Source organism: Planctomicrobium aquicomposti, from assembly GCF_051466325.1.
Lineage (GTDB): Bacteria > Planctomycetota > Planctomycetia > Planctomycetales > Planctomycetaceae > Planctomicrobium.
The window spans coordinates 5156862-5174201 of the sequence record NZ_CP195792.1; the positions used below are offsets into that span (position 1 = coordinate 5156862).

13 protein-coding genes and 1 tRNA gene are annotated in these 17340 nt (G+C 59.6%); 8 read left to right on the forward strand and 6 right to left on the reverse strand.

What is annotated here, in order from left to right; translation table 11 throughout:
- Positions 1–104: 104 nt before the first annotated feature.
- Positions 105–686 (reverse strand): glycosyltransferase family 2 protein, encoded by a 582-nt coding sequence (locus tag SH664x_RS19880; protein ID WP_437203841.1) that lies wholly within the window; start codon positions 684–686, stop codon positions 105–107.
- Positions 687–1151: 465 nt separating this feature from the next.
- Here SH664x_RS19880 and SH664x_RS19885 point away from each other — a divergent pair, with 465 nt between their 5' ends.
- Positions 1152–3194, forward strand: a complete 2043-nt coding sequence (locus SH664x_RS19885) for a PrkA family serine protein kinase (protein WP_437203843.1) — start codon at positions 1152–1154, stop codon at positions 3192–3194.
- 372 nt (positions 3195–3566) lie between these two features.
- Here SH664x_RS19885 and SH664x_RS19890 read toward each other — a convergent pair.
- The 3 genes from SH664x_RS19890 to SH664x_RS19900 all read right to left on the reverse strand — a co-directional run bounded on the left by SH664x_RS19890 (position 3567) and on the right by SH664x_RS19900 (position 5757).
- Positions 3567–3640, reverse strand: a tRNA-Asp gene (locus tag SH664x_RS19890).
- A 325-nt stretch (positions 3641–3965) separates the two neighbouring features.
- A complete protein-coding gene (locus SH664x_RS19895; protein WP_437203845.1) occupies positions 3966–4418 on the reverse strand; it encodes a response regulator in 453 nt (150 codons plus the stop codon).
- Positions 4419–4551: 133 nt separating this feature from the next.
- Entirely contained in the window at positions 4552–5757 is a 1206-nt protein-coding gene (locus SH664x_RS19900; protein WP_437203847.1) for a DEAD/DEAH box helicase, read from the reverse strand.
- A gap of 273 nt (positions 5758–6030) precedes the next feature.
- Between SH664x_RS19900 and SH664x_RS19905 the strand changes: the two genes are divergently transcribed.
- The 4 genes from SH664x_RS19905 to SH664x_RS19920 all read left to right on the forward strand — a co-directional run bounded on the left by SH664x_RS19905 (position 6031) and on the right by SH664x_RS19920 (position 9986).
- On the forward strand, positions 6031–7434 hold the full coding sequence (locus SH664x_RS19905; protein ID WP_437203849.1) for a hypothetical protein: 1404 nt from the start codon (positions 6031–6033) through the stop codon (positions 7432–7434).
- Positions 7435–7753: 319 nt separating this feature from the next.
- Positions 7754–8275, forward strand: coding sequence for a YqgE/AlgH family protein (locus tag SH664x_RS19910; RefSeq protein ID WP_437203850.1), 522 nt, complete (start codon positions 7754–7756; stop codon positions 8273–8275).
- A gap of 145 nt (positions 8276–8420) precedes the next feature.
- Entirely contained in the window at positions 8421–8711 is a 291-nt protein-coding gene (locus SH664x_RS19915; RefSeq protein ID WP_437203852.1) for a hypothetical protein, read from the forward strand.
- Between the two features lie 24 nt (positions 8712–8735).
- The gene (locus SH664x_RS19920; protein WP_437203854.1) at positions 8736–9986 is read left to right on the forward strand and encodes an FAD-binding oxidoreductase; all 1251 of its coding nucleotides are present in this window, start codon (positions 8736–8738) and stop codon (positions 9984–9986) included.
- A gap of 31 nt (positions 9987–10017) precedes the next feature.
- On the opposite strand, the gene ahr is transcribed toward SH664x_RS19920, so the two are convergent.
- The gene (gene ahr, locus SH664x_RS19925; protein ID WP_437203856.1) at positions 10018–11031 is read right to left on the reverse strand and encodes an NADPH-dependent aldehyde reductase Ahr; all 1014 of its coding nucleotides are present in this window, start codon (positions 11029–11031) and stop codon (positions 10018–10020) included.
- A gap of 126 nt (positions 11032–11157) precedes the next feature.
- The gene (locus SH664x_RS19930; RefSeq protein ID WP_437203858.1) at positions 11158–11370 is read right to left on the reverse strand and encodes a hypothetical protein; all 213 of its coding nucleotides are present in this window, start codon (positions 11368–11370) and stop codon (positions 11158–11160) included.
- Between the two features lie 488 nt (positions 11371–11858).
- On the opposite strand from SH664x_RS19930, the gene SH664x_RS19935 reads away from it, so the two are divergent.
- The 3 genes from SH664x_RS19935 (at position 11859) to SH664x_RS19945 (ending at position 17339) form a co-directional block, all read left to right on the forward strand.
- Positions 11859–12596: a GntR family transcriptional regulator gene (locus SH664x_RS19935; protein WP_437203859.1), complete on the forward strand. Its 738-nt coding sequence runs from the start codon at positions 11859–11861 to the stop codon at positions 12594–12596.
- Between the two features lie 19 nt (positions 12597–12615).
- A complete protein-coding gene (locus SH664x_RS19940; RefSeq protein ID WP_437203861.1) occupies positions 12616–15807 on the forward strand; it encodes a DUF1553 domain-containing protein in 3192 nt (1063 codons plus the stop codon).
- Between the two features lie 62 nt (positions 15808–15869).
- The gene (locus SH664x_RS19945) at positions 15870–17339 is read left to right on the forward strand and encodes a DUF1501 domain-containing protein (RefSeq protein WP_437203864.1); all 1470 of its coding nucleotides are present in this window, start codon (positions 15870–15872) and stop codon (positions 17337–17339) included.
- The last annotated feature ends 1 nt before the right edge of the window (position 17340 follow it).

Sequence of the window (17340 nt, forward strand, 5' to 3'; positions counted from 1 at the left end):
CCCCGAAGTGTCGCGGTTGTGCCCTCGACTCCAGGCAAAGCACAGAAAGGAAACGCTGCCGGAGGAACCTCTCATGGAGTGTGCCTCCGCGCGCGCCTGTCCTTTCACAGATGCATGCCGATCACAATCGGCACGAAGCGGATTCGGGGTCGATGCCGCTGCAACTTCTGCAGCCAGCGGAAATCGGTGCCGATGTCGGTGCAGCCATCGCCCCACAGTTCCTGCAGCGCCAAACTCTTCCGGACGCAAACGCACATCGTGTCGAGATCGCCGAAATGAAAAGTCCCTTCCCAGCGACGGGGAAGAGTCACCATCCCGACGCTTTTGCGCAGGCGATGCCGCGTCTGCACGATGCCGATCTCGGCGTCCACCGCAGCGGCATATAACGTGGTCAGCGCGTGCGGTTCATAGAGATTGTCATCATCCCAGAAGCAGACGTAATCCCCCCGGGCCAGCTGCACTCCCCGATCTTTGGCCGCAGCGCCCGCACAGCCACCCGGTTGTTCGAGTTCACAATATCGGGCCCCCGCCCGGCGGCACAAAAAGCGCGCCGTCGGATCGACACTGTCGGAAACAATCAGATGTTCGACCGCCAGCCCCCCCACACTCTGCTGCTGAAACTGTCGCAGACAGAGCGCCAGCTGCGCGGGACGCTGATGTGTCGCAGTAATCACCGTCAGGTGCATGCGGGCTCCGGATGGCTGGCAGGGACGAGTCGTGGCGGGCTTCAACCGGGGAGTTGCGGTTGCGCCCGATCCCGCGGTCCAGCGTATCTCCCCTGCCCCGGCCGTGAGGGAAAATCCTGTGCAACCGGGCTGCGGGAAGGTGCCAATTCGGGAACGCGAAAATTCTTGGTCTTGCCACAAACAGCGGGCCAGTGATAATACTCAAGGTGCTGGATGGGTCCGGATCACCTGATCACGGTGACCATCCAGTATCCCGAAACGGTATGCGGTGTTCCCCACGGTTCACCATTCCCCGCGCTCTCCGTTCCTTTGGCAACCCGGCAGTTCACCCTGGACGGTGGTGACGTCCTTGCTCGCGGTTTTCTTTTTCTCCGCACGCTTTGCGGTTGAAACTTTTTCCGTCATCAAGACCTCACATCGTCCCAGAGCGCTGCCGGAACAGGCTTTCCTTTGGAGGTATTTCGCGTGACCACGGGACAAGCACTTCTCGCTGAGATTTCGTCGCGCCAGAACACCGACCAGTTCCGGCACGAGCACTGGCAAGGAACTTTTGCCGAGTATCTCGATCTCGTCAAAAAGAATCCGCACATCGTGCGAACCTCATATCAACGCATATACGACATGATCGTGGCAGATGGAACCTACCCCGTAGAAGGTTCCAAAGACCTGATCCGCTACCGGTTCTTCGACGATCCGCACCACGAAGGCGAAGACGCCATCTTCGGGCTGACCCGTCCGCTGCTGGAACTCGTCAACGTTTTCCGTTCCGCCGCACTGAAATACGGAACCGAACGCCGCGTGCTGCTGCTGCATGGTCCCGTCGGCAGTTCCAAGTCGACCATCGCCCGGCTGCTGAAACGGGGGCTCGAACGTTATTCCCGTTCTGATGAAGGAGCGCTGTACACCTTCGGCTGGAAGGAGGACGACGGCAGCATCACCTGGGATCCGATGAACTGCGAGCCGTTGCTGCTGGTTCCTCAGGCTCATCGGGACGAACTGGCTGCGTTTCTGAACAAGGACCGCACCGACGACGGCTACGACATCGAAATCGAAGGACAGGTCTGCCCGCTCTCACGCTGGCACTTTCAGGAACGGCTCCGCAAATTCGATGGGGACTGGACGAAGGTGTTGGAAACGGTGGTCGTCAAGCGGGTCTTCCTGTCGGAACAGGATCGCGTCGGGATCGGCACGTTCCAGCCCAAGGACGAAAAGAACCAGGATTCCACCGAACTGACCGGAGACATCAACTACCGCAAGATTGCGGAGTTCGGAGCCGAGTCGGACCCCCGCGCGTTCAATTTCGACGGCGAATTCAACGTCGCCAACCGCGGCATGATCGAGTTCATTGAGGTCCTCAAACTCGATGTGGCCTTTCTGTATGACCTGCTCGGGGCCTCGCAGGAACACAAGATCAAGCCGAAAAAGTTCGCCCAGACCGACATCGACACGGTGATTATCGGGCACACCAACGAGCCCGAATACCGCAAGCTGCAGTCAAACGAATTCATGGAAGCGTTGCGGGACAGGACGATCAAAATCGACGTCCCCTATGTCACCACGCTGAATGAAGAAGTCAAAATCTACAACAAGAGCTACCACCCCAAACGCGTCCGCGGGAAGCATATTGCCCCACACACGCTGGAAGTGGCCGCCATGTGGGCGGTGCTCACCCGACTCGAACAGCCCAAGCATCATGGCCTGTCGCTGATGCAGAAGCTCAAGCTGTACAACGGCAAAACGCTCCCCGGTTTCACCGCCGAAAACATCAAACAGCTGCACAAGGAAGCCAAGCACGAGGGACTCGAAGGGATCAGCCCCCGCTACGTACAGGACAAGATTTCCAACGCGCTGGTCGTCAATACGCAAGCCACGAGCATTAACCCGTTCATGATCATGAATGAACTGGAGTCCGGCTTGCGACACCACTCCCTGATCGGCAGCGACGACATTCGCGAGCATTACCGGCAGCTGATTTCCGTCGTGAAGGAGGAGTACACCGACATCGTGAAAAACGAGGTGCAGCGAGCCATCGCCGCCGACGAAGATGCTCTCACCCGGCTGTGCGCGAATTACATCGACAATGTGAAGGCGTACACGCAGCACGAAAAAGTCAAGAACCGTTTCACCGGTGATGATGAACAGCCCGATGAACGGTTGATGCGCTCGATCGAAGAAAAGATTGATATCCCCGAATCGCGGAAGGATGATTTCCGACGCGAGATCATGAACTACATCGGGGCTCTAGCGATCGACGGTAAGACGTTCAACTACAAGACCAACGAACGCTTGCAGAAAGCGCTCGAAATGAAGCTGTTCGAAGACCAGAAAGATTCGATCAAGCTGACGAGTCTCGTTTCGCAGGTGGTCGACAAGGACACGCAGCAGAAGATCGACATCGTCAAGAGCCGACTGATCCGGACCTACGGGTACAACGATGAATCGGCCACCGACGTGCTGCAGTATGTCGCCAGCATCTTCGCGCGGGGAGACGTCAAAGAGGACAGTTAGGACAGAGCACTCGTTCCAGTGCCCGCGCAGCCGGCGTTTTCGAGAGGGAAATGCTGGCCGCGTGGAGAAGACGGGGCAACCAAAGTCCAAATTTCCGCAGAAACGTCCGTCGTGTCACCGCGAGTTGGCGGGCCACTGAGTTTTGACGCCGCACTCCAGAAGGAGCGCAGCGCTCGAAAATTCAACACGTTCATCTCGGGGGGGGAGAGGGGAACAACTCACGATCGGCAGGTCGATCGCCACGAGCCGTATCGTTCGGCGCGTCGAGGGTCTGTGCCCGCCCTCAAGAAGAAGAAGAAGCCCGATGCTCTGAATGTCGGGCGGTCTCCGGAGCCAGCGTGCTCCGAAGTCCTGATGCAGCAAGGAAAAAAGCGAGGCGGACGGGACTTGAACCCGCAACCCCCGGATCGACAGTCCGGTACTCTAACCAATTGAGCTACCGCCCCGGCTGCAAGACGCAAGTTTATGGATGACCAGATTCATCGTCAACGATGCGGCGAACTTTTAGAGGTTTTGCAGCAGACTGGGAGAATTACAACCCCCACAGGCGGCAGCCCCGCCACATCTGGAAACCGTCGAGGCTCACAAAGCCAAACCATCGGAAACTGCTGGAGCGACCGGCTAGCCTCCCCCCTGGCCAGAATCTCCGTGTCTTCTCCGGCATAAGCAGGGACGCACCGCTGCTCACTGAGGTTCAGTCTGGAACAGATCGATTTTCGATCTGTTGACTCGGCGCACACCGGACCAGAACCGTGCAACAACCGAACTGCCTCAACCGAACTGCCGGGAGAGGATCATGTCCTGCTTCCAGTAGCCCTTCAGCTTTTCGATCAACGGCAGAAACTTGTCGAGTTCCAGTGGCTTCATCAGGAAGCCCTGAACGTCGAGAGACTGAAATTCCCCTTCGGCCTGCTCACCGGCAGTCCCCGTCATGATGACGACGGGAATCTCCTTGAGGGCCGCCGTCTGGCGGATCAGAGTCAGTAGCGTGCGGCCGTCAATCTCCGGCAGATGAAGATCGAGCAGAACCAGATCAGGCCGGGGAGCACGGGCGTATCGCTTGTCCTGCAACAGAAAATCACGGGCTTCCGCGCCGTTGCTGACCCAGGACAGTCTGTGATCGAGGCCGCTGTTCGCTAACGCCCCAATGGCCATCCGTGCGGCCATCAGGCTGTCTTCGACCAGCAGGATTTCCATTGGACGGCCAATGGGTTCCGAAGTCATACCGCTCTCTTGCTTAGTCAGTCGTGTCGACTCAGCTACGAACTTCCCACACAAAGTGGGTAAAAGCAAGTTTTCTGTTCGGATTCCCGAAACCGACGACCACCGTCACCCGTGCCCGCAGATATCGATTGACTCAGATGAGTTCTGCGAAAATTTCATCCCACTCAGAATCTTCGGACTTCTTCGTCTGAAAGATGACATCTTCTTCGACAGTCCGCACTTCGCGAGACTGAAAAGCCGTGAACTCGTCGACGCTGTACTCTTCGAGCAGGCAATTGATCCGCTGCTCGATATTCGTGAGTTCTTTCCCTTGCTCCGGTGTCACGAAAGTGATCGCTCGGCCATCGGAGTTCGAGGAGAGCCGACCGGTGCGGCCGACGCGATGCACGTAATCGTCGGAGGTCTGCGGCAGATCATAGTTGATGATGTGCGAAATGCCGCTGATGTCGATTCCCCGCCCCACGATATCGGTGGCAATCACCAGCCGGGCCTTGCCCGCGCGCAACTCTCGAATGACCCGCTCGCGCTGACGCTGCTGCAAGTCCCCATGAATCACCGTTACCTGCTTCAGCCGCTTCTGCAATCGGTCGTGCAGCATCTGGGCCCGACGTTTGGTCCGACAGAAGACCAGCGCCTGCGCCGGCCGTTCCCGCAACAGCACGCGCACCAGCAGCGGAAACTTCAGCTTGTCTTCCACCGTGCAGAAGTACTGCTGAATCGTTTCGACCACGACACTGTCTTCGGACAGGTCGATCCTCCGCGGATTGTGCATAAACCGCCGCGCCAATGTCTCGACCGGTTCGTCGAGTGTGGCTGAGAGCAGCAGCGTCTGCCGCTTGGGATTGCACGACTTCAGGATCCGTTCGATATCTTTGCGAAACCCGATGTCCAGCATCCGGTCCGCTTCATCCAGCACGACAAAACGAACGGCATCGAGATTCAATGCCCGCCTCTGCAGCATGTCGATCACGCGACCGGGAGTCCCGATCACAATTTGCGGACAGCGTTCGAGCGCCCGCAACTGAGGGTTGATAGGCCGCCCTCCCACCAGCAGCACCGACTGCACATGGCTGCTGTGACCAGCGAGCTTGTTGACTTCGGCTTCCACCTGTTCGCTGAGTTCGCGCGTCGGGCAGAGAATCACAGCCTGAACCTCAGTCGCCGTGCGGTCCAGCATCTGCAGAATGGGAAGTGCGAACGCCCCGGTTTTCCCTGTTCCCGTTCTCGCCTGACCAATGCTGTCATGCCCGGTCAGCACCTGGGGAATAAACGCAGCCTGAATCGGAGTCGGAGAAGAAAATCCGATTTCATTAAGAGCTTCAAGAATCTGCGAACTCAATCCGAGATCCGCGAAAGTACGATGGCCTTCTGACTGTTCCATAAAGAGCAAATTTACTTCAAGTGACGATTGAACCAGATGCACATTGCAAGTTTCCGCCGCCCCGCCACGAAAGATGCGTTGAAAGACAATACCACGCATCAGGTTACAGCTATCACCACAGCCGGTCAAGAAACTTCCGGCCCTAACAGGTGCGTGAGGTAGGGTATCTGAGCAAATCCTGCTCACGAAACTGAGTCCACCCTCGCAGCGAAAGCCCCCGACGCCCCCTCCATGGCCACCGAATCCCCTAAGCACGACTATGCCGAGGTGCAGGCACGCCTCATGCGCATGCTCGATTCGGTACGACTGGAAAAGCCGGAAGATCCCGCCAAAAAACCACCGGCCCAACAGAAGGAGTGCCCCAACTGCGGCTCACAGGAGTCGTGGGGGATTTCCTCCTGGTGTCCGGCCTGTGGCTATTATCCCAAACTCGGACGGGTGGTTTCGGCGGGAGAAGAAACCTCACCGGAAGACCTGTCACCGCCACTCGACCTGAGCTGGACCCGACCCCTGTTGATCGGCATGTTCCTGCTCCTTCTGGAAAGTGTCGCCATCCGCCTGATCTTTCCCGACATCCAGGTCCGCAGCCAATGGGCGACCGCTCAGCTGGCACTGGGTGGACTGACGTTTCTCGTCTCACATGTGCTGGCTTATGCCGTGGCGGCCGGAACCTCCGACAAGATCTCTCCCTCGAATCTCTTTTTTGGTCCCGGCGCGATCTGGGCCGTGGCCTTCAAAAACCCCGAGAAGTCATCGCGTCTGCTGTGTGCTGCAGGCTGCAGCCTGACCGCCATGGTGCTGGCGCTGGGGGTGATCGGCTTCGACTGGAACAGCCTCGCCGGAAAACCAGCGCCAAAAAAGAAGAAGATGAACCCGATCAAAGCGTTCGTCAAAGCCGCGGCCACCACGGGAACCGCCATGAGCATGGCCCAGGGGGGAGGCAACGCTGAAGAAGAGGAAGAGGAACCGACAGCCCTCGGCGGGGGAGGTGGCGGAGGCCTCGCACTCCCGCCCTCCGGAAGAAATGGCTCATTTGAAGATTCACTGAAAGACTTCGCCGACGTCGCCGGTGCCGACACAATGGCCCAAAGCACAGGAAATCCCTCGGGAAGAGGAGGCTCAAACAGCTCCGGCAGTCTCGAAAAATCGATCGGGGCCATGGCTGGAACTGTCGGCATGAACGGGACAGGCGGGGCTGCCGGTTCACCCACAACTGGTGTGCCTGCGAGCGGGGCTTCTGTCGAGACCGCTCCACTCGCGCGCGCGGTCAAAAAGGCTCCTCCAACGTCCAGCGGTGAAGAACGCTCCCGCCAGGAAGAGTTTGTGATCTTCGGATTTCTGACGAACGGTGCGGGTGAAATCCGGTCCGTTCTGCTGGCAGAGCGGAGCCGCGACTCCGCCCGATTCGCGGGAAAGCTCTCACTGGACGGCATCGACCCCGCCGTCCGTGAACAGCTGCAGTCAGAGTTGGAAAACCTCCGGACCGCCCGGCCACCCCTGAAGACTCCTTACCACGCAAACTGGGTTCGACCGGTCGTCACCTGTGAAGTGGCCCACACGGGACGGGGAGCAGACGGCCAGCTGAAAGACGGCTATCTCGTGGACTTTTCGAATCGCGATCAGCCTGCCCCGTAGCCCCCCCGAGCCCAAGACGCTGGAGCGGTTGCCCCTGGCCGCCGCGGAATTGGCCTCTCGCTCGTCCCCCCTTCCGCGGGAAAAATCTTCAGACATTCCGGGACAGAACGGATCTGTTCGGCGCCTGGACGGGGAGTTATAATTCTCTCCGTGACAGGACTCTCGCAGTTCTGCGAGAAAGGCACCCAGGCCTTAACTGACAACTGAGCACCTTGCGTTCGACCCTTGTCGTTCGCGAGCCCTTTCCTTCTGTCAGTTCCAGTGTCGGCGCGGTATGAACGAATCACTACGAGGCCACTTTTTGATAGCGGGTTGCCGGTTGCGCGACCCCAACTTTTTCAAAACGGTGGTACTGATTGTGGAACATGGTCCCGATGGAGCGATGGGCCTGGTGGTCAATCGCCCTTCGGCCGTCACCGTCTCCCGGGCACTGACTGGCCATCTCGAACTTCCCCAGAATCAGGACCCGGTTTATCTGGGGGGGCCTGTTGAACCCGCAGCCCTCTTCGTCATTCACGACTGCGAGGATCTCGACCCGACCGAAGATTTCGTGGTTCCCGGAATCTACATGGGAAGCAGCACCGAAGTCTTCGAGAGCATCGTCTCCAATGGCTGCTCGCAACAGGACCGCCTGAACTACCGCGTTTATTGCGGCTGCGCCGGCTGGAGTGGTGGACAGCTCGAAGGAGAACTCGAACGGGGAGACTGGCTGACGATTCCGGCCGACCCGCAATACGTGTTTCACTCCGATCCGTATGCGGTCTGGGATGATCTGCTCTGCCGCTCGTTGCGGGCAAACCGTATTCTCCCCCAGCAGTCCGAACACCCGGAGTGGAACTGACTCCCCTTGCCGGAGGTCCGCACTCTCCTGGTGAACAGGCCACACCACGGAACACGGATGCGCCCGTTCCGCTCTGCTCTTCCGTTTTGCAGACGCTCACTCGCGGACAAATGCTGAATCGACAGAAATGAGTTAGCATGTCCGCATGCCTCCCAGTGCTCATTCTGTCATTCTGATCTCTCTGGCGGCGGGCCTGTTGCTTCAGCTGGCTGCCGTCCGTTTCGTCTTTGCGCGCGCCATTCGTGCGGACGGGGATCAGCTGGAGCAATCCGGGATCCCCACGCGATTTGTCAGTCCGGGCTTCTGGGCACTGGCGACGCTGGGGGGTGGAATGCTGACAGTCATCACGTACTGGCTGATTCATCATTCGAGCCTCACCGCGCGGCGAGCCACTGAAGCGGAAAAAGGGCTCGCCGAAATCCGCAATCTTCGCTGATCACTTCCCCGCAGAAAGACTCCCGTGTCCACGACTGAATGGCAGCCTGCCACCGCGACAGAACTCGCTTCGCTCATGCAGGAAAACTTTTCCGGACCACGCCAACGACTCACGCCCGCGGGTGGCCGGACCATGTGGCCCGCCGGAACTAGCGCAGTCAGCGGCGACAGCATTACCGTTTCAACAACCGGCCTGAGCCGGCTGATCGATTACCCGACGCGCGATCTGACCATTACTGTGGAAGCCGGCATGCGGGTCGCCGAACTCCGCAAAATTCTCAAAGCCCAGGAGCAACAACTCCCCATCGATATTCCGCAGGCAGACCGGGCGACGATCGGCGGCGCCATTGCGACCAACACCAGTGGCCCGGGACGATTCGGCTACGGCACATTGCGGGACTACGTGATCGGCATCTCAGCTGTCGATGGCCAGGGCCGTCTCTACTCCGCCGGCGGAAGGGTCGTAAAAAACGTGGCCGGCTACGACCTGTGCAAACTCTTGATCGGTTCCCGAGGGACATTGGGAATTATCACCCAGGTCACGTTCAAACTCCGTCCCCGGGCGGCCTCCACGGAGTTCGTCTGCGTCCCGGTCCGATCCGCACTTCAGGCGGAACAGCTGCTCGCGGGACTGAACACCTCGGAGACACGTCCGATGGTGCTCGACCTCGTGAATCAACCTCTCGTGAATGATCTTCAGCGGCAGGCGGATGTGACATTGCCGACAGCGGAGTCAGTGCTCTGCATTGGCTTCGCCGCCACCGCCGTGGAAACAGCCTGGCAGGTAGAAAAAGTGCGTGAGGAACTCCGCAGGATTCACAGCGAGGACCTTGTTCACCTGCCCTCAGACGCGGCACTCCGACTGTGGCAGGCACTGACAGAATCTCCCGCGCAGGTGACCACGCCACTCAGCCTGCAGGCGAGCCTGCTGCCGTCGCGGGTCGGTGAACTGGTCCAGCTCGCCACGGGACAAGGCTGCGGTGTGCAGGCTCACGCCGGCGATGGAGTCGTCCTGATCCACCTGCCGGCAGACTGCAACAGCGCCCCGGCAGCGCAGCAAAGATTGGATCCCCTGCAGGAGTTCATCGCGCGCGGTGCCGGAGACCTGCAGGTCTTCCGTGGTCATCCGGACTGGCACGTGCCGAACCTGTCGACCCGTTCTTCCGCTCGCGTCCACGAGATTCAGCGGGAGATCCAGCGTGCACTGGATCCCGCTTCACTGCTCTCCCCACTTGAGACCAACAGGGGCAAAGCTGACAAGAGTCTTCAGGGGTGAGCGACAGTATTGCACTGCGGAACCTGCCACCTCAAAAATCGGCATTGAGGACAATCCGATAGCGCGCCTTGCCCGCCTTGAGATGGGCGAAGGCGTCGTTGATGCGGCTCATCGGGAAGTATTCGACCTGGGGAGCAATCTGATGACGGGCTGCGAATTCCAGCATCGTGCTGATCATGTTCGGACTCCCCGTGGGTGAGCCGGAAACCTGCTTCTGCCCGAAGATCAGCCCGAACGTGGAAATCGCGAGCGGTTCCAGCACCGCCCCGACGACATGCATTCGCCCCTGTGGCCTCAGCATCCCGAGCATCAGATCCCAGTTGAGGGTGACATTCACCGTGACCAGCAACAGATCGAGCGTCCCGGCAGCCTGAGCCATTGCCTGAGGATCACGGCTGGAGATCACCCGGTGAGCTCCAAAGCTGCGGGCTTCGTCAGCCTTTGACTCACTCGAGGTGAGCGCTGTCACTTCGCAACCCCACGCGTTGGCAAATTTCAACGCCATGTGCCCCAGACCACCAATTCCGACGACGCCGACCCGACCACTCGGTGGGACACCGTACGTGGCGAGCGGTGAGAAGACGGTCACCCCTCCGCAAAGGAGTGGACCGGCGGAGGCAGGATCCAGATTTTCCGGGAGCGGAATGGCCCAGGCCCAATGGGTCCGTACCTTTTCCGCAAACCCACCGTAATGCCCGAGGATCGTCGGCTGGGCCTGCGCACAAAGTTGATGAACTCCCCCCAGACATTGCCGACAGTGCATACAGCTGCCGGAGTTCCAGCCGACTCCGACTCGTTGGCCGACCTGCAGCCCTTTTGCGGCCGACCCGAGCGCGACGACCCGGCCAATCACTTCGTGGCCCAGCACACTCGGGTAAGAAGAATTGCCCCATTCATTGTCGGCAACCGAAAGGTCGGAGTGGCAGACGCCACACGTCTCGACCTGAACTTCCACCTCTTCGGGGGCCAGATCTCCCGTCTCGTAACTCCACGGCTGGAGTTCCTGACCAGCACCCGGGACAGCCCAACACCGAATCGAACCCATGTTGCGTCTCCTAGTCAGATGTGACGAGCGAGACGCGATCATAAAACGTCAGCAGCAGAACTTCACGCAACAAACGGTCGGCAAGCGACCAGCCATGCTCCCGAAATCAGCCGAGTGGGCAGACGCCTAGCCCAGAAGTCGACGCATCGTGGCGATTCCGAAACGGGTGCGGGACAGGTTTTTCAGTTCGAAGTATTCGGACTGGCTCCCGATCGTCTGCTGAATGTCGAAACCGTTGGCCTGCCCGAGGATACGATCCGCCTGCGGCCAGGCATGCGCCACAATGTGGAACAGGTTTTCGGCTTCGATCGCCGGATCGCTGTGGATGACTTCTCCCATGGCTGCTGCCCTTTTTATGACTCACGTGGGGGTGAATCGAATGCAATGGAGGAATGAATCTCTCCCGCTTGGATCAAATTCTATGCCTATGCGAAATTTATTTGGGCTGAAATTTTTTCGATTTTGATGACGCCTGCCTGTGCGCGCGAAAATCCTCCTTTTGGATAGAGCGGAGGGCACGACCGGAAACGCATTTTGCCTCACGGCATCCACATTAAATATGACTTGAAGAAGGTTTCATAACTTCTTAAATTCAATCGGTTGGCCCTGCGTGTGTGCGGTCTGCCTCAGGACTCACGGCGTCAGCGGTGGGTCTTCGGGCTGCCTCACCCCATGAAATTTACAGAATTCAGTAGTCCAGATCGTCGACTTCGACGGTTCAATAAATATAATCTTCCCGGTTTGCATGGAATCCGTTGGTGATTCTCTATTCTCCACGCGTGCAGCCTGGACGGTTTCGACATGGTCCCCCACTGGAGAGACGTCCCATGAGTTCAATTTCCCTCGCACGCGATCAGGCTGACGATGAAGCCTCACGCGCAGGGCTGGAGCAGCCCTGCAGCCACGGCCAACGACGGCAAATGGTGACGGGACTGCTGATCAAGGAGATCTTTCACGGCCGTCTCAAAGCCGGAAAACATCTGGTGATCAAAGATCTGGCCGAACGGTATCAGGTCAGCCCCACCCCCATCCGTGAGGCCCTGATCTGCCTCGAAACGATCGGCATTATCGACTTCGTCCCCAATCGGGGAGCAGTCGTCCGCAAGGTCTCCGCCGGGGACGTGCGGGAAGTCGCACAGGTGCGACGCGCCCTCGAATGCGAAGCCACCCGCCTGGCCTGCGGCCGGCTGGATCTCTCGCAACTGCATGCACTGGCTGAAGAATTCCGCAAAATACACAAGATCAAACGTCGATCTGCGGCCCTGGTTGCGAAAGCCCGCAAGCTCGACGACGATTTACACGATCTGATTGCAGAGTCCTGTGGCAATCGGTTTCTGATGCAGGAACTTTCGCGGCTCAAGCTGCTGTTCCGTGCATTTCGGGATACCGCCTGGGAACAGAACGCCAATACATCAGACCCTTTCCGCTGCGTGGAAGAAGCTGCCGAGCACCTGGCAATTCTCACCGCACTGATTGAAGGCAACGCCAAGGCCGCCTGCCAGGCGATGTCTCGACATATTCGTTCCGGAGTTCGATACTGGAGTCGTGCCCTGCCTCGTACGTAACTGATTAAGGATCGAGCGTATGAATCGTCCGTTCCGAGCCCCCTCCCTTTCCAGGCACCCACCCCTTCGCCTGATTCGGCTCGCAGTCAAGCAGGTTGCTGTCTGCAGCGCCTGGCTGCTTCTCTCGGCGACAGCCCAGGCCGGGACACCACTGCAATACAACCGCGATGTGCGGCCGATTCTGGCCGAGCACTGCTTCAACTGCCACGGCCCGGACAGCGCCTCCCGCAAGGCCGACCTGCGACTGGACCAGCGGGAGGCCGCCATCGAGCTCGGAGCGATCACACCGGGCGATCCGGCCAACAGCGAACTGCTGCGACGTGTGAACTCGCATGATCCCGACGAGATCATGCCCCCCGCCGAGACCAAAAAGAGTCTCACGGACGCCCAGAAGAAAACTCTGGCCGAATGGATTCTGCAGGGGGCGGAATACCAGCCTCACTGGTCGCTGATCGCTCCCATTCGACCGCCAGTCCCCCAGCCGCAAGACCGCTCATGGGTCCGCAACCCGATTGACGCGTTCATTCTGGAAGGCCTCCGGGCAGCTCACTTGAGCCCTGCTCCGGAAGCGGACAAATCCACCCTGCTGCGACGAGTCTGTCTCGATCTCACCGGCCTCCCTCCGACCCCGGAAATGACACAGTCGTTCCTCAACGACTCTGCCCCCGATGCTTACGAAAAGATTGTCGACCAGCTCCTCGCATCGCCGGCCTGGGGTGAACATCGGGGACGCTACTGGCTCGACTATGCCCGCTATGCGGACACCCACGGCGTCCATTTCGACAACTACCGCGAAATGTGGTCGTATCGTGACTGGGTCATTCAGGCCTTCAATTCCAACATGCCGTATGACCAGTTCACGATCGAGAACCTCGCGGGGGACCTGCTCCCGAATTCCTCTCTCGAACAGCAGATTGGCTCAGGCTTCAACCGCTGCAACATCACCACCAACGAAGGGGGAATCATCGATGAGGAATATCTCGTCCTGTATACCCGAGACCGTGTCGAAACGACCTCGCAGATCTGGCTCGGCCTGACCGCAGGCTGCGCTGTCTGCCACACGCACAAGTTCGATCCCCTGACCCAGCGTGAGTTCTATGAACTCGCTGCCTACTTCAACAACACGACCCAGAAAGCCAAAGACGGCAACATTCCAAACACGCCGCCGGTCATCGTGGTTCCGGAACCGGCCGACCGTATGACCTGGAAAGAGCTGAACCGCTCCGCCGCCGAACTTGATGCGCGAATCGCCCAGCGACGTGAAGCGACGGCCGAACAGTTTCAGCAATGGCTGGCCACAGCGACTCCCGGCGCCGTGACTGACAATCTCCCGCAGGCCGGACTGGAACTGCTGGCCCCTCTGACAGACACATCCTCCAGCGCACTGGTCCGCAATCAGGAAGTGCCAATGGAGTTCGATGCCGGGTCAAAATGGCAAGCCGACCGCAGCGGCCATGTGCAGACCTACCTCGTCAGCAAGGCCGATTCCCCCGAGTTTTCGGACGCCGGAGATTTTGAATTCGATCAGCCGTTCACCATCTCGGCCTGGGTCAAACTTCCCGCCAAAGGAAAAGGGACCATCGTCGGTCGCATGCAGGGGTCGACGGGCTGGGAACTGTTCGCCACCAATCTCGGCGTCGGCCTGCGCATCTCGCATTCCGACATGGAGTCGTTGTCGAACACCCCCCGCCGCCGTGTTGAAGCGGACAAATGGACTCATGTCATTCTCTCCTATGACGGTTCCGGCAAGTCCGGCGGGCTGGCTGCTTATTTCAATGGGGAACCCGCCGACTTCCGTCCGAACTTCGGGACCGTTTCTCATTCCATCCGCAACAATGCTCCGCTGCGGATCGGAAGGAATGAAAGGGATTCGTCGCTAGAGGGACTCGGCCTGCAGGATCTGCGGATCTACAACCGATTGCTGGCCCCCTACGAAATCGAAGCACTCGGCGCGTCGGACAAACTGTCCGCCATCATCGCCAAACCGGCAGAGAGGCGAACTCCTCAGGAGACCGACCGCCTGCAGAACTGGTGGCTTCCGACGCTGGATGATTCGGCACGTCAGCTGGCGGCTGATCGTCGCGAGATTCAGCGGGAACAGGACATCATCGCGCAGCGGGGAACGATCGCCCACGTGATGAATGAAAAGCCGGAAATGCCGACTGCCCACATCCTCAATCGGGGCGAGTACGACCAGCGGACCGAGCAGGTGACTGCCAAAACTCCGGCGATGCTCCCCCCCTTGCCGGCCGAGTTTCCGAATAATCGACTCGGCTTTGCACAATGGCTGCTGCTGCCGGAACATCCGCTGACCGCGCGGGTCACCGTCAACCGGTTCTGGCAGGAGGTCTTCGGTACCGGACTGGTCAAGACCGCGGGAGATTTCGGAGTGATGGGGGAACTCCCCTCGCATCCTGAACTGCTGGACTGGCTGGCCGTCGAGTTCCGCGAACAGGGCTGGGATGTGAAGCAACTGTTCCGGATGTTCGTCACTTCCGCCACGTACCGGCAATCGGCGGTCGCGACTCCGGAAAAGATTGAGGCGGACCCGTCGAACCGTTTGCTCTCGCGCGGACCGCGCTTCCGGATGGATGCCGAGATGGTCCGCGATTACGCCCTCGCAGCCAGCGGTGAACTGGTCGCGAAAATCGGCGGGCCGAGCGTTCGACCGTATCAGCCCCCCGGAATCTGGGAAGCGATCGCCATGAAGGGGAGCAACACCGGCAACTACAAACAAGGAACCGGCGACGAACTTTATCGCCGCAGCCTCTACACCTTCGTCAAGCGGATGGCCCCCCCCGCGTCGCTCGAGCTGTTCAACTCCCCGAACCGTGAAGTCTGCACGGTTCGTCGGGAACGGACCAACACGCCACTGCAGGCCCTCGTTACGCTGAACGATGAGCAGTTCGTCGAAGCGGCCCGGCAACTGGCGCAGCGGGCCATCCTCGAAGGAGGACCGGACACCGGCAAACGGCTGCAGGTCATCAGCCTGCGGCTGCTCGCACGCGATTTCTCCACACGCGAGGTCGCTGTCATCGAGTCTTCACTCGCCGGTCTGGTGGCGTATTACAACGAGCACCCGGAAGAAGCGGGACAGGTCATCGCGTATGGCGAATCCAAGGCAGATCCCCAGCTGTCGGCTCCGGAGCTGGCTGCCTGGACCATGCTTTGTAACCAACTGATGAACCTCGACGAAGTGCTGAACAAATAGCTGCCCCCCCCTGGGGCCAATGACGGAACCGATTGCTGCGGAACAACCAGAAGGGCAAAGCGATGTCGCTCTTTGATGACTACCGTCTGAACCTCACGCGTCGGCATTTTCTGGGACAGGGGACACACCTGCTCGGTGGCGCAGCACTGGCGACGCTGCTCGGCCAGGGGACAGGTCACGCCAGCAGTCCCGCGGGAGCCCCGGCTGCCAGTCTCGGAGCGGTTCCCACCCACTTCCCCGCCAAGGTGAAGCAGGTCATTTACCTGCATATGGTCGGCGGCCCATCCCAGATGGACCTGTACGATTACAAGCCGGTCATGAATGACTGGTACGACAAGGACCTGCCGGAGTCGATTCGCCAGGGACAGCGGCTCACCACGATGACGTCGGGGCAGGCGCGGTTCCCGATCGCTCCTTCCAAGTACAAATTTGAACCGTGCGGTGAATCGGGTCTGCATGTCTCTGAAATGCTGCCTTACACCAAAAAGATGATCGACGATATGGTCGTCATCCGCAGCATGCATACCGAGGCGATCAACCACGAGCCCGCCATCTGCTACATCCAGACCGGAAATCAGGTGACCGGCCGCCCCTGCCTCGGCTCCTGGGCTTCGTACGGGCTGGGTGCCCTGAATGCGAACCTGCCGACTTTTGTGGTCATGATTGCCACCCCGACGAACACCGAGCAGGTGCAGGCGATTTCTGCGCGGCTCTGGTCCTCGGGCTATCTTCCCGGAGAACATGCCGCCACGTCGCTGCGCACGAGCGGAGACCCGATCCTGTACATCAACAATCCTCCAGGGGTCTCTTCGCAGGTCCGACGGCAAACTCTCGACGGACTGAAGGCCCTCAACGAAATGACCTACGAGTCTCTGGGAGATCCGGAAACCCGCACGCGGATCCAGCAGTACGAACTGGCTTACCGCATGCAGTCCAGCGTGCCGGATCTCACCGACCTCAGTCAGGAATCCGCACACACCTACGAACTGTACGGCGAGGAAGCCCGCAAGCCTGGGACCTTCGCCAATACGGTCCTGCTCGCCCGTCGCATGGTCGAGAGGGGTGTCCGCTTTGTGCAGATCTATCACAACAACTGGGACCACCACGGCAACCTGGCGGGACGGATGCCGGATCAATGCCGCGACGTCGACCAGCCCTGTTACGCCCTCGTGCAGGACCTGAAACAACGGGGCCTGCTGGACGAAACCCTTGTCATCTGGGGGGGTGAGTTCGGACGGACCATCTATTCGCAGGGGAATCTGTCCAAGACCAACTATGGTCGCGACCACCACCCTCGCTGCTTCACCATGTGGATGGCGGGAGAAGGCGTGAAGTCGGGGCTTGTCTACGGCGAGACGGACGACTTCTCGTATAACATCATTAAAGACCCCGTACACATCCGGGACTTCCACGCAACGGTGCTGCACCTGCTGGGCTATGACCACGAACGCCTGACGTTCAAATATCAGGGGCTCGACCAGCGCCTGACCGGAGTCATCCCCGCCCACGTGGTGACGGACCTGCTCGCCTGAC

Excerpts from the sequence above, each read along its gene's own strand:
- SH664x_RS19880 (WP_437203841.1), bottom strand. The coding sequence starts at position 686 with ATGCACCTGACGGTGATTACTGCGACACATCAGCGTCCCGCGCAGCTG.
- SH664x_RS19895 (WP_437203845.1), bottom strand. The coding sequence starts at position 4,418 with ATGACTTCGGAACCCATTGGCCGTCCAATGGAAATCCTGCTGGTCGAA.
- SH664x_RS19905 (WP_437203849.1), top strand. The coding sequence starts at position 6,031 with ATGGCCACCGAATCCCCTAAGCACGACTATGCCGAGGTGCAGGCACGC.
- SH664x_RS19915 (WP_437203852.1), top strand. The coding sequence starts at position 8,421 with ATGCCTCCCAGTGCTCATTCTGTCATTCTGATCTCTCTGGCGGCGGGC.
- ahr (WP_437203856.1), bottom strand. The coding sequence starts at position 11,031 with ATGGGTTCGATTCGGTGTTGGGCTGTCCCGGGTGCTGGTCAGGAACTC.
- SH664x_RS19930 (WP_437203858.1), bottom strand. The coding sequence starts at position 11,370 with ATGGGAGAAGTCATCCACAGCGATCCGGCGATCGAAGCCGAAAACCTG.
- SH664x_RS19935 (WP_437203859.1), top strand. The coding sequence starts at position 11,859 with ATGAGTTCAATTTCCCTCGCACGCGATCAGGCTGACGATGAAGCCTCA.
- SH664x_RS19940 (WP_437203861.1), top strand. The coding sequence starts at position 12,616 with ATGAATCGTCCGTTCCGAGCCCCCTCCCTTTCCAGGCACCCACCCCTT.
- SH664x_RS19945 (WP_437203864.1), top strand. The coding sequence starts at position 15,870 with ATGTCGCTCTTTGATGACTACCGTCTGAACCTCACGCGTCGGCATTTT.